Raw genomic sequence first — 13,663 nt, 5'->3', positions numbered from 1 at the left:
ATGAATGAATATTACATATGCATTGGGTAAAGGAACATATTTATCAAATCGCTATCGTATAGATGAAATTATTGGTCAAGGTGGATTTGGAATAACTTATGTGGCATATGACGAAGCAGAAGGCAAAAAGTGCGCTGTGAAGGAATATTTCCCGAGGGATAGCGCCGTAAGATTATCAAATGGAAAAGAAGTAAAAACAGTATCGGATGAGAAAATAGAAATTTTTAATCATGGCCTTACGAGATTCATGGAAGAGGCAGATGTTCTATGGAAGCTTCAAGGCGTTGAATCTGTTGTATCAGTGTATGACAGGTTTAAAGAAAATGGCACCGGATACTATGTGATGGAATATGTTGACGGAGTTACATTAAAAAAACTTGTTAGGGAAAATGGTAAATTAAAGTTTAAATATGTAAACAAAATTTTATTTGATGTCGGAACTGCGCTTATTCAGGTTCACGCATTGAATATATTCCATAGAGATATAAAGCCAGACAATATTATGGTGGATAGCACCGGTGTAATAAAGCTCATTGATTTTGGAAATGCCAAAAATATAAAAAGACAATCTGGTAATGAACAATTGTCAGTGATGCTTACTCCTGGATTTGCTCCTTTTGAGCAGTATTCATCAAAGTCTGAGCAGGGTACATTTACTGATGTGTATTCACTTGCAGCGACCGTATACTATCTTCTTACGGGAAAGATGTTATTAAACCCTAATGAAAGACTGCTATCCAGTGAAGATATAGTTCTGGATGATGAGGATATTCCAGAGTATGTAACTGATGCTTTATATAAAGCGTTGAGAGTAAATTATAAAGAACGAACACAGACTATTTATGAATTTTTATCAGATATGAGGCTGATAAATGAGACTGTATATTCTCATGATGATAACCAAAATGCGGATATCTTAAAAAAGAATAATGAGAATAAGGCCAACGGAATACATGCGGTTACAGATAACCTTATTTCTGCAACACATGGACGAATTCCGCATCCATACATAGTTATTATTTCTGGAGACAATGAAGGTACTACCATTGATATACCTCTGGACAGAGGAGTAATTGTTGGCCGAACCAAGAATTATGCCCAGATTATATTCAAACAGGATGAATTTATAAGTAAAAAGCACTGTGAGGTATACTACGACAGCCTAGAAGATTTGATATACATTACGGATTTATCTACGAATGGAACATGGGTTAATGGGTACAAGCTTAACCCAAACCAAGTATATTCTGTAGATAAAGGAAGTGTGGTAACACTGGCAAATCAGAAATGTTCTTTTAAGGTAGGAGTGACATATTTATGAGAGAAGAAGCAGCAAGACAAAATGAAGTTACAACAGTCAGACTTACTGAAGAAATAAACTGGGAAAGTATAGATCGTAAAGAAAATGCATTGCATATTGAAATCGGACAGTCATCAATAATAGGAACAAGGAGTTATCAACAGGATGCTTTATTTGTAGCAAAGTATGAAAATGGAATGACTTTAGCTGTAATTTGCGATGGTATGGGTGGTTTGAACGGTGGTGAATTGGCAAGTAATACAGCGGTGAAAATGTTAGTGAATGATTTTAAGTCAGTGAATGATTTTAGTGAGGTTCCAATATTCTTAGAGAGGGAAGTTGTACGTCTCGATGAGTGTGTAGCAGATCTCGAGGATGAGTATGGAAATGCATTGGGAGGCGGTTGTACTTTAGTGTGCGTTGTTACAAAAGGGAATGGTATGTATTTCATATCAGCAGGTGACAGCAGAATTTATATAGTGAGAGACAATGATATACAAGCAATAAACAGAGATCATAATTTCAGACTGCAGTTGGATACAATGCTGAGAAATGGACAGATAACCGAGAAAGAGTACGAGATGCAGGAGAATCAGGCCGAAGCACTTATAAGTTATTTAGGAATGGGCAATATCTCGTTGACGGATAGTAACACTGAGCCATTTTATCTGGAAGAAAATGATCTGATACTATTGTGCAGCGATGGTCTTTATAAGAGACTTAGCAACGAACAGATATTAGATATTGTTTTGGATAATCAGAATAGTATGCAGGTGATAGCTGAACGATTAAATAAGGTTGTTATGCAGCTTACACAGAGAAATCAAGATAATACGTCGGTAATTCTGCTTAGATATGGCAGATAAAGGGCAGAAAGATGCCGTCATAAATATACAATCAAGAGGAGGACAAATTTATGAATTTAACAAGATGTGCGAAAGGTCATTACTATGATATGGACAAGTTTTCAATGTGTCCACATTGTGCAAGTGCAAATGAAGGTATGGGACAGACAATGAGATATACTCAGCCGGTAAATGATTCTGCATTTTCAGGTGGAACATCACTTTCCAGCAATGCGACTGATGATACTGTAAATTATACAGATGCCGATACATCATTCACAGACATGATAAATGATGCAAAAAACAAGCCGGAAAAAGATGATGATGATTCAGTGACAATAGGTTTCAGTGGAAGTTCAGGAAAATCAGAAGTTGTAGGATGGGTTGTATGCATTGAGGGAAGTGATAAAGGAACTGGATTCCCATTAAAGACAGGAAGAAACTTTATAGGTAGAAATGCAAATCAGGATATAGTTCTTGCAAAGGATAGAACAGTATCAAGAGATAAGCATGCGATAATCGTATATGAGCCAAGACAGAGAAAGTTTATTGTTCAGCCTGGAGATTCCAGGGGCCTGTTCTACTTAAATGATGAGGTCGTTTTGGGATCAAAAGAACTCAATGCATATGATGTAATACTTGTGGGCGAGACAAAGCTGGCGTTTATACCTTTCTGTGGAAAGAAGTTTAGCTGGGATGATGGATTACATAGTGAGGAGGAGTAAATATGTATACTGGTAAAATTACATTTATTCAGGGAGAATTACAGGGAAGTAGTATAGATCTTCAGCCTGGTAAGCAGCAGGTTCTGGGACGAAATGGAGCGAATTGTAATATTTTCTTCCAGTCTGACAGAGTAAGCAGGGTTCATTGTGCAATAACATTTGACGAAAATACAGGACGGCTGAGTTTACTAAATTATTCAACATCGGGAACAACAGTAAATGGTAATGAGTTGGGACCACAGCAGACAGTAAATATAGATAATGGAGCAAAAGTTAAGCTTGGTCATTCAGACAATGTGTTTACGTTTTCTGCACAGCTTGTAAATACGAATGTCAGTACACCTAAGAGGACGGGAGTTATCAAAAGATTGTCTAAAAAGTACACACCTCGACCAGATAATGGTGCATCTATATTTGAAGATTATCTGGTAGAAGATGATGAAAAAGAAGTGCTTACATTGTCTAATGATCGTGTACTCAATTTCTTTACTGGAAAAGGTTTGCTTAAGAATAAGGCAGTGCTTACAAATAGAAGATTATACATAAATGAGCATAAAGGAATTATATCATATGCATATTCAAGAGATGTAGTAGAGCTTGATGAGGTTACAGGCACATCGATAGTGAAGAGAAATCCTATATGGAGTCTGGTTATGGCGGGAGTTTGGCTTGTTGTAGGTATTATTTCAATGTCGATTACAGGTGTTGCTGCTACATTTTTGCCATTCCTTGCGCTGACACTTATACAGGCGTATACATACTTAAAACTGTGGGGAAATTGGTTTGTTGTTCATTTCCCAGGAGGAAAATATACATTCTCAATTAAAAATATTTCGTTGTATGAAGTAGCAGAATTTCAGAGAGCAATATGCGCTTTGAAGAGAAAAGAATTTAAATATAGCGATATGTAGGCAATGGGTGTAAGAGGAGAGTATATATGGCGAATAATAATGCAAAGATAAAATTTTTATCCGGGCAGTATGCCGGATCAGAAATCGAATTGACACCGTTTACAGCAATAGTGTTAGGAAGAAATCCCGCAGTATCAAATTTTGTGTTCAGTAATGAAAATATAAGTAGAAAGCATTGCTCGATACAATATAATCCAAATGATAGAAGGTTTGCTGTGAGTGACTATTCTTCATCAGGCACATACATAAATAATGTTAAGAGAATGCAGCAGGGGAGCGTGGAGTATCTGAATGGAGGAGACACTATTAAGTTAGGTCGTACTGATGAGATAATCCAGCTTATCGCACCTCAGAGATTTGAAAATGAACGAGGGGCAAGTGATCAGGATATTTATGATGATGATGACGATGACAGAGCAACTCAGAAGATGTCGGCATCTCAGGCAGCCGCTCAGCCGCAATTAACAGTGAGAGGCGGTTCTGAAGATAGCTATAATGCTGGAAATAGCGAAGCATCTGTTCAAAATCAGGTCAATAATAATCAATATAATGGTCAGTTTGTACAGAAAGTGTCGTGTACATTGGGAACAATTGGTTTAATTTTTGCGGGTGCAGCATTTTTGGTATGTCTTATATCACTTATTTATATCTTGGCTACAGATGCACAACATTTTGCACCAGCATGTGTAGTTTATATAAATAATTGGGGTGGCTCATTTGAATTCATTGCAGTATTTGCCTTTGTCGGTTTAATACTTGGAATAGTTCAATTATCAAAAAATGTTACAAAGGATGCCAAAATAAAAAATATAGGAACGGTTGCTATTGTGTTGGCTGTAGTTGCAATGTTGTTGTTCAGCTATATTTATATGTCTGCTGCATCATGCCCGAAGAGAGAACTTATCGAGTATGGAATTGGACAGGCTGGAGAATCTTTAGATGATATGCTGAATGAGTTGTTTCAGTAAATAATAAAAGATAAAGATATGAGGTGATGGTGACATAAGTGGAATTAATTTGACTGATAGAGGTTTACAAATAGTCGCCATCACCGAATTTATTAAAAAGGGGATTTATTATGAGAATTTTACGAGATGTATTAGGTGCTATTATTACTACTATTATTGTATTTTTTTCAATGTCAGTATGTGCTATGGCTGATGAATATGAAAGTGGTGATTATAAATATGAGATAAATCCAGACGGTAATACAGCAACGATAACGCAATATATGGCTGAAAATGAAATTGTAGAAATTCCAGCATATATTGATAATTATAAAGTGACAATAATCGGTGAGGGAGCTTTTTTTGGTAAATTAATTACAAAAGTGAGTGTACCAGATACTGTTGAAAAAATATCTTCTAGTGCATTTCGCAGTTGCAGTATGGAAGACATACAATTACCAGACAGCTTGAAAATTATAGAGGATAATGCATTCGAACAATGTGTTTATTTGAAAAAAATATATATCCCATCGGGAGTAGAGGAGATAAGAAGCGAAGCATTTTATCATTGTGAAAGTTTAAATGAAATATATATATCTTCTGGTGTTAAGGAAATAGGCTCTTATGCATTCTGTGGATGTGGTAATATAAATTCTATTGTGGTGGATGAAGCAAATACTTATTTTGATAGCAGGGAAGAGTGTAATGCGTTAATTGAAACGAGTAGCAATTCTATCCTGCGTGGCTGTATAAATACGGTAATACCTAAAAGTGTAACGTGTATAGGGGTATGCGCATTTGATCATTGCAATAATTTAAGCAGCGTAGAAATTCCATCAAATATCGTGAAAATAGACAGCGAAGCTTTTTACAATTGCCCAGATCTGAAAAAAGTTGTTATTCCGGAAAACGTAGTAGAAATGGGGGCTGGTGTTTTTTCTCATTGTGAAGCATTAACTAGTGTAGAATTATCAAAGAATATAAAAGAATTACCTAAAGAATTATTTTTTTTGTGTACAAGCTTAGAGTATATAGAATTGCCATCTGGGCTTATTTCTATAGGAACAAGAACATTTAGAGAATGTACGGGGTTAAAAAACATCTATATACCACAAAGTGTTAAATATATAGGAGATGGAGCCTTTGAGGGGTGTTCCTCTTTGAGCTTTGTTAAACTTCCGAATAATATTGAAACAATTGATAGTTGTGCGTTTGCCGCATGCACAAATTTAAAAAACATTACAATTCCAGAGCATGTAAAAAAATTAGGAATGTCAGCATTTGCTTATTCAGCGTTGACTAGTGTAGTAATACCATCGGGGATAGAAATTCTTCAGAGTGATATTTTTAGTAATTGTGTAGATTTAAAAAAAATAGAAATATTAGAGGGATGCTCAGAAATATCAGAAGGGATGTTCAATGGTTGTATAAGTCTGATGGATGTTCAACTTCCGGATGGAATTAAATATATAGGAGAAAAAGCATTTGCAGAATGCAAGAACTTATCAAGTATATTAATTCCGAATAGTGCCATTATAATAGAACCTGATGTATTCAGTCAGCACAATAATATGTTTGAAATTAAATGTTATGATGGTTCGGTTGCATACAAATATGCCGTTAATAATTCAATTAAATACACAATTATAGAGGCTCCACTACTTGATATATCACAGGCAGAGATTTCGGGTATAAAAAATAAGAATTATGATGGAATTTCACAAAAACAGGATAGTATAAGTGTTAAATTGAATGATGTTCAGCTTCTGGAGGGAACGGATTATATATTATCTTATGAAAATAATATATATCCAGGAGAAGCAAAAGTAATAATATCTGGAATTGAAAAGTATTGTGGTTCTATAGAGAAAACATTTTTAATTATAAAGCAGATTGTAAATATCGGGACAAATTCAAATATCAGCATTTCAAATATTCCGAGCAGTGTAACATACAGTGGATCACAAATAACATTCCCTAATTTGAAGGTTACAATATCTGACACTGTTTTGGAGGAGAAAAAAGATTATATTGTTACTTATACTGGAAATATAAATGTTGGAAACATGAATATTATTATCACCGGAATAGGTGATTATACAGGAAGTATTACGAGAAAAGTAAGCATCAAACAGCGAGAAATCTCAGAAAAATCATCTTCAGTAACTGTAGCTGGAATTCCAAAAACTGAGGTATATACAGGCAAAGCGCATACATATTCTAAAATTGTTGTTAGATATAACAATGCGATGTTATCTTTGGGGAAAGACTATGATGTAAGATATTATAATAATAGAAATGTGGGAATTGCCAAAGTTGTAGTGTTAGGGAAGGGAAATTATACGGGAAGTATAACAAAAACATTTATTATAAAAATCCCTGTTGGAAAGGTGTATGTATCGGGTGGACTGAAGTACAAAGTTATGAGTTTTGGTTCTGATGGAAAAGGAAATGTAGCATTGATCGGAAGTGTGGATAAAAAAATTAATAAGAAATTCACAGTATTAAATGTAAAAAAATATGTGAATATTGGTGATGCTAAAATGAATGTGGTCGCAATAGGGGATAATGCATTCAAAGGATATATTTATCTGAAAAAGTTAATAGTAGGATCAAACGTAAAGTCGATAGGAAAAAATGCTTTTTATGGATGTAAATCACTTTCAAATGTGGCGATTGGTAAAAATACAAGGAGAATAGGTGACAACTGCTTTTCGAAATGTTCAAATTTGAGAAAAATGGACATATATTCGACATATCTAACAAAAACGTCTGTTAGAAAATGCGCATTTAAAGGTATATACTCCAAGGCTTTAATAAAGGTGCCAGCAAGATGCTTAAAATCGTATAAGAGTTTAATGGTACTAAGGGGGATATCAAAAAAAGCAAAGATAACAAGTAGATAATGGTTTGAGAACTGTATAAATTGCGATGATATATAGAGGTGAATGATTGTGAAGAAAATTATCAATGTAATATGGGTACTTCTAATATTGGGGGCTGTATTAGATGGAACTCAGATGAGAGTGAAAGCAGGGAATCTAGTATATGGAGATTATGAATATAGCCAAAATCCGAGTGATAAAACAATTTCTATTATAAAATATAATGGAAAAGATAGTGAAGTGGAAATACCTCAAAAGATAAATGGAATGAATGTTGTGAGTATAAGTGAAGAAGCATTTCAGTTTAACGATACTATAGTTGACGTAGTTATACCTGAAGGGGTTACAGGTATAGGTTCTAGTGCTTTTTCATGCTGTAGTAATTTGAAACAAGTTTCATTTCCTGACAGTCTTGAGAAAATTGGATTTACAGCATTTTATAACTGTGAAAGTCTGGAAAACATATATATACCTGAAAATGTTAACACCATTGCAACGGAAGCCTTTTCTGGTTGTTCCAATATAAAAAAAATACAGGTTGCAGTCAATAATAAAGTTTTCGATAGTAGGAATAATTGCAATGCAGTAATAAATACAAGTAATGACGAATTGATTGTAGGGTGTATGAATACAAGGCTTGAATATGGGCTAAAAAGAATTGGGCAGTGTGCTTTTAGAAATGTTACCGGCTTGTATGAAATCAATGTTCCGTCAAGTGTGGCAAGCATAGGAGAATCAGCTTTCTATGGCTGTATAAATTTACATAATATATCATTGTCAGAAAATTTACAGAAAATTGGGGAACGCGCTTTTGGCAGTTGCGAGGGAATAACAAGTATTGAATTACCAGATGGACTCAAAGAAATCGGAAGTTATGTTTTTTCATTCTGCGGAAATTTAAAGAGTATATACATTCCTGCAAGTGTAGAAAGAATGGGCGCAATGGTGTTTGATGAACATAGTGATGATTTGATAATAAGATGTTACAGGTGGTCAAATGCATATAAATATGCAATAGACTGTTCAATACAATATGAAGTATTAGAAGTGGTTAAAACTGATATATCAGATGCTATAATCCAAGGAATAGAAGATAAAACGTATGATGGGGCTTTTCAAAAACAAAGGAGTATTACGATTTTTCTAAATGGGATTCAACTTCAGGAGGGAAGAGACTATACTTTAACATATGAAAATAATAAAAATCCTGGAAAAGCAAAAATAATTATATCTGGTATAGAAAATTACACAGGTACAATAGATAGATATTTTTATATAATAAAACCAATTGTAGATATAGGTAAAATATATGATGTAGATATTATAGGTATACCAAAAAGTGTTATTTATGAAGGTGGAAGAATAACATTCCAAAATGTACAAGTGAAAGTTGAGGGAACTGTTTTAAATGAAAAAACGGATTACATATTGACGTATAATAACAATATAAATGTTGGAAATGCTTCTATAGTTATTACTGGTAAGGGTGATTACAGTGGTACTATTAAAAAAAATTTTTTGATAAAATCTAGAGATATTTCGTTAAAAAATAATCAAATTTCGGTTTGCGGAGTTCCTGATTCTGATATATATACAGGAAAAACATGCGTATATCCTGAAATTGTAGTGAAATGTGGAAATACAATTATGAAGGTCGGAAAGGATTATACTATTGGATATCATAATAACAAAAATATTGGAATCGCAAAGGTAATAATATCTGGAAAAGGGAACTATTCTGGAAGCATTACAAAGAGAGTTAAAATACGAATACAAACCGGAAAAGTATATAATGTAGGAAATTTAAAATATAGAGTTACAGATTCCAGATTAGATGGATGCGGTATGGTATCTCTGACAGGGGCTGCATCGAGAAAAAACTCAAAAAAGATAGTTAAGCTAATTATACCAAACAATGTAGTAATAGGTGGTGTTAGATTTTCAGTTGTTTCAATAGGAGATAATGCATTTAGAGAATATGTAAATATAAAAAGCGTTTCTATTGGTTCTAATGTGAAATCAATAGGTAAAAGAGCATTTTATGGATGTCGAATGTTGAGTAGTGTGAAAATTGGAAATAACGTGTGTGTAATAAACGAAAGAGCATTAGCTGGTTGTAGTGAATTAAAAAGATTAACAATAACAACAACAAAGCTAACGATAAATTCAGTCCGTGCAGGAGCATTAAAAGGCGTAAATAGTAAAATCGTGATCAGAGTACCTGTCAGGAAATTGAAGGAGTACAAAAAAATATTGACATTAAGAGGTGTTTCAAAGAAAGCAAAAATTATAAAATAGAATTATGGAGGATTATACGATAAAGCGTATAATTAATGAACTCATCCGAACAGATATGTGATGGTGAAGCTGGCAGAGGCAACGATAAGGATGGTAGATAAGTATGAGAAGAAATAGGTATTGGCACATAATGGGTTTGATTCTATCTTTGACAGGTACGGCGTGTGTTGCATCAGGCTGTCAGAGCATACATGATAAATTTGATATTATACAATCTCAAATTACAACAAGTGAATCGAACAGTACAGAACCCGGTTTGTATGAGGATAAAGATGCTCAGTATACAGAATCGGAGAAGCAGAGCAGTATATCTGATAAGCCGACGATGGAAGCTTATACGCAAGAAGATAAAAATGCAAGTGAAATCACGAAAACAGAGATAGATGAAGCTGAAGTAGCAGCAACTGAAAAAGAAGTTAATGAGAAGCGTGGACAGACGCTCTCTTATGAGGAAGCCGAGGAAATATACTGTGATCTGATCTATGAGCATGCGTGTAAGAGGGATGTATGCAGAGAGGATGATGGAACCTTGGGAGACTTTTCAATGGATAAATATCCTTATGGGGAAGACACCGATGGGCGGTACAGTATATATATAATGGATAAAGGTTTTTCAGATGTTGGCTATAAAATTTCAGATATAGATGGTGATGGTATATATGAGCTTCTGCTGGCAGATATAAACTCATCGATGATATATGAAGTGTTTACCTTGGAAGGTGACACTCCGAAAATGGTGCTTGACAGTTGGGAACGCTGTAGGATTGATTATTGCGGAGATTTTATATTAAGAACTGGTTCAAATGGGGCAGCTAATCAGGAGATAATTATGTATTCGCTGGATGGAGACATAGAGAGAGCAGAGTTATTAGAAGTTTTAATGGAAGGCAATGCGGGGAGGCCGGATGATTCAATCATGTATGGGTACATGAGTTATAAAAATGATGAAAATGATCTTGGACAAATCACAGAGGATACTTTTGATAATTACCAAAATGAGTGGAATTCACATAAATGTATTGTCCCAGATCTGAAATCTGCCAATGATTATCTCACAGATAGAATTACAAAAGCTGCGGCGGAATTAAACTAATTGTAAGATGATAAAAATAGTAAAACACAAAAATAGACATAAAAAGAGACAATATGGACATGATAGTAAAGATGCATGGGATAATATGGTAAAATATAACAAGACAGATTTAATTTGTTTTATATCGCCAGCTTTGGCATACGGAGACCATAATTATTTAGAATATTAAATATAAGAAATGAGGGAGGATTAAGTTTATGATAATAGAGAAATTAAAGCGGATAACAGAGAATATTGTTGTTGTACTTTGCATATTAGTTGTGTTTATAGGGGGAGGTGCAGTTACTGTTATAGCGTCTGATAATATAGATATAGCGGAAGGTAGAGCAGAGTTGGCTTTATCTGATGAATATCTTACTCTTGGAAAAAGTGTAGATGGAATTTTGACATCGAGTCAGTCAAGTTATGAATATGAATTTAGTATAACAAATGCAGGAAGAGTTTCAATTAAGTTTACAGCATATCAGATGCCATATACAATCAGACTATATGACGATGATGGGGATTGTATTGCATCTGAAAATATGGAATATAATTATGATTTGGAATTCGGAAAAACAAATTTTCATTGGGATTTATCAAAAGGGACATATTATATAGTGGTCTATGGAAGAAAAAATATTTATGATGGGGAAACTGCAAATTATAAGATAGAAACTTCGTATAAAAGTGTGGGAACAAGCGAGGGAGAACCAAATAATAGTTTTGAGGAAGCTACCCTTGTAAAAATACCATCAACAATAACTGGTATGTTGGCTTTAAATGACAAAAAAGATATATACAAATTTTATTTGCAAAAGTCGACAGAAGTTGAAATTATATTCAAAGTTATAGATGCGGATACTTGTGGACTTAGTATCTATGATGAAGAAGGCGACAGAGAGGCATATGAATGGCAAAGCAGAGAAGATAACAAAAAAATATATAGATATATGCTTTCGGCGGGAGTACACTATATAGTTATCGTTCCACCTATGGTGCCTGCAGCCGATTGGTCTGGATCGTATATGTTTACGATTTCCAGTGGTATAGCAATGACTTCAAAGAATGTACGTTTATCCACAGAAAAGTGTATGTATAATGGAAAAGTAAGAAATCCGTCGGTGATCGTTAAGGATAATAGTGGGAATCGCCTTGTAAAAGGAAGAGATTACACAATATATATTCCGTTGGGAAGAAAGAGTATTGGCACATATACATATAAAATTGTGTTTAAAGGTGCATATAAGGGGACAATAAAGAAAAATTTCACAATTGTTCCAGCGAAAACAAAGATTACATCTATAAAGAATAAGCGTGCGGGTATAAGAATCACGTGGAAGAAATCAAGCTCGGCAAATGCAACAGGATATTTAGTATATAGAAGTATAAATGGTGGTGGATATAAGCTTGTAAAGACAATAAAATCCAATCGTATTACATATTATAGTGACAGCAAGGCTAATAGACTATGGTCAAATTACTCGTATAAGGTTGTTGTATACAAAAAAGTTGGACGTAAGACGTATAAGGCAGTTGGTAGTAGTTCCAAGAGGATTTATAGGTATAATTGACGGGATGCATATATTACTTGGTGATTTCATATATAATGATGTCCATATGCTTGGTATTGCAGCAAATAAATGAATTGTGTATTCTAAGAGCCGTAGATTGATTATGCTCTACTACTTTTTGTAAGCAAAGCTATGGTTCAATGAACAGAAATAATATATAAAGCCAGGCTAGCGGAGATAAGTTGGTAAAATCAGAAAAGTACAATAATACCATATTGGCAGTGGCAGAAGACGACAGTGTAGATGAGGTGGAATGCATGATGCGAAACAAAAGTGTACAGATAGTGGGGGTGTTGCTGGCTTTGACAGGAATTACATATGTTGGTTCAGGTTGCCAAAGTATACAGGATAAGTTGGACGTGATTCAATCTCAGACAACGACAAGAGAGGTGAGCATCGCGGAAGAAATGATATCAGAAGAGAAAAATACAGAGAAATCAATTGTGACCGAACAGAAAACAGAGACCGATGTAGCGGATGATATTCCGAGTGAAGAGAATATTGATGATGCTGTTTATTTAACACAATATGAAGAGATAATAAGCAGATATATCGAACTCAATCATCAGAAATTAGAGTATGGGGATTTGACCAATATTGAATTCCCATATGAGACGGCGGATGATGTGTATGCTAGATATAATGTAATGTTAGTATTGGAAGAACTGGACAATGTGGGATATGTAATTGATGACATTGATGGTGATGGGGTAAAAGAACTTATTATTGCAGATATGACATCACCATTGATATACGACATATACACAATGGATGGAGACGTTCCAAAGCTTGTTGCGGCAAGTTGGGAAAGAAGCAATACAACTTACTGTGGAAACCATTTTTGTACAGAAGGATCAGGAGGAGCGGCTAATTTTATAGTATCCTATAAGGTGTTTAAAGGAAACGAAATGCAAACAGAGTATTATCTTTATACAGACTTGTTAGAAAATGGTGAGAGTGTTTTTTTCTACACTACAAATAGCATTATGGACAAAAATAATGATAATCTCATAACACAGGAAGAGTACAATGGTATTAAGGAAGAAACTGAGTCTGGGGGATGTGTATATCCTGGTTTGAAGACTATGGTAGAACAATGAAAGATC

10 protein-coding genes are annotated in these 13,663 nt (G+C 34.4%); all 10 read left to right on the top strand.

The features are described from left to right. The first annotated feature begins 4 nt into the window (after positions 1-4). A complete protein-coding gene (locus ABUA31_RS09325) occupies positions 5-1,321 on the top strand; it encodes an FHA domain-containing serine/threonine-protein kinase (RefSeq protein ID WP_055146861.1) in 1,317 nt (438 codons plus the stop codon). After that, positions 1,318-2,166, top strand: a complete 849-nt coding sequence (locus ABUA31_RS09320; RefSeq protein WP_022216232.1) for a PP2C family protein-serine/threonine phosphatase — start codon at positions 1,318-1,320, stop codon at positions 2,164-2,166. Before ABUA31_RS09325 ends, ABUA31_RS09320 begins: the two co-directional genes overlap by 4 nt. Positions 2,167-2,216: 50 nt before the next feature. Continuing rightward, entirely contained in the window at positions 2,217-2,870 is a 654-nt protein-coding gene (locus ABUA31_RS09315) for an FHA domain-containing protein (protein WP_055146857.1), read from the top strand. 2 nt (positions 2,871-2,872) lie between these two features. Beyond that, complete coding sequence (locus tag ABUA31_RS09310; protein WP_118758315.1) at positions 2,873-3,781, top strand: FHA domain-containing protein; 909 nt, start codon at positions 2,873-2,875, stop codon at positions 3,779-3,781. 26 nt (positions 3,782-3,807) lie between these two features. Then, positions 3,808-4,749 (top strand): FHA domain-containing protein, encoded by a 942-nt coding sequence (locus ABUA31_RS09305; protein ID WP_022216229.1) that lies wholly within the window; start codon positions 3,808-3,810, stop codon positions 4,747-4,749. Between the two features lie 110 nt (positions 4,750-4,859). Further along, a complete protein-coding gene (locus ABUA31_RS09300; protein WP_055146851.1) occupies positions 4,860-7,634 on the top strand; it encodes a leucine-rich repeat domain-containing protein in 2,775 nt (924 codons plus the stop codon). A 48-nt stretch (positions 7,635-7,682) separates the two neighbouring features. Continuing rightward, positions 7,683-9,911 (top strand): leucine-rich repeat domain-containing protein, encoded by a 2,229-nt coding sequence (locus tag ABUA31_RS09295; protein ID WP_172676654.1) that lies wholly within the window; start codon positions 7,683-7,685, stop codon positions 9,909-9,911. Between the two features lie 103 nt (positions 9,912-10,014). After that, entirely contained in the window at positions 10,015-11,004 is a 990-nt protein-coding gene (locus ABUA31_RS09290; RefSeq protein ID WP_055146845.1) for a hypothetical protein, read from the top strand. 197 nt (positions 11,005-11,201) lie between these two features. Then, positions 11,202-12,557: a fibronectin type III domain-containing protein gene (locus ABUA31_RS09285; protein WP_055146842.1), complete on the top strand. Its 1,356-nt coding sequence runs from the start codon at positions 11,202-11,204 to the stop codon at positions 12,555-12,557. A gap of 182 nt (positions 12,558-12,739) precedes the next feature. Continuing rightward, complete coding sequence (locus ABUA31_RS09280) at positions 12,740-13,657, top strand: hypothetical protein (protein WP_055146841.1); 918 nt, start codon at positions 12,740-12,742, stop codon at positions 13,655-13,657. Positions 13,658-13,663: the final 6 nt, after the last annotated feature.

This window comes from Coprococcus sp. RTP31081st1_H1_RTP31081_211007, assembly GCF_040227275.1.
Classification (GTDB): domain Bacteria; phylum Bacillota; class Clostridia; order Lachnospirales; family Lachnospiraceae; genus Coprococcus; species Coprococcus aceti.
This window is presented reverse-complemented; position numbering and strand designations above follow the sequence as displayed.

Excerpts from the sequence above, each read along its gene's own strand:
- ABUA31_RS09325 (WP_055146861.1), top strand. The coding sequence starts at position 5 with ATGAATATTACATATGCATTGGGTAAAGGAACATATTTATCAAATCGC.
- ABUA31_RS09320 (WP_022216232.1), top strand. The coding sequence starts at position 1,318 with ATGAGAGAAGAAGCAGCAAGACAAAATGAAGTTACAACAGTCAGACTT.
- ABUA31_RS09315 (WP_055146857.1), top strand. The coding sequence starts at position 2,217 with ATGAATTTAACAAGATGTGCGAAAGGTCATTACTATGATATGGACAAG.
- ABUA31_RS09310 (WP_118758315.1), top strand. The coding sequence starts at position 2,873 with ATGTATACTGGTAAAATTACATTTATTCAGGGAGAATTACAGGGAAGT.
- ABUA31_RS09305 (WP_022216229.1), top strand. The coding sequence starts at position 3,808 with ATGGCGAATAATAATGCAAAGATAAAATTTTTATCCGGGCAGTATGCC.
- ABUA31_RS09300 (WP_055146851.1), top strand. The coding sequence starts at position 4,860 with ATGAGAATTTTACGAGATGTATTAGGTGCTATTATTACTACTATTATT.
- ABUA31_RS09290 (WP_055146845.1), top strand. The coding sequence starts at position 10,015 with ATGAGAAGAAATAGGTATTGGCACATAATGGGTTTGATTCTATCTTTG.
- ABUA31_RS09285 (WP_055146842.1), top strand. The coding sequence starts at position 11,202 with ATGATAATAGAGAAATTAAAGCGGATAACAGAGAATATTGTTGTTGTA.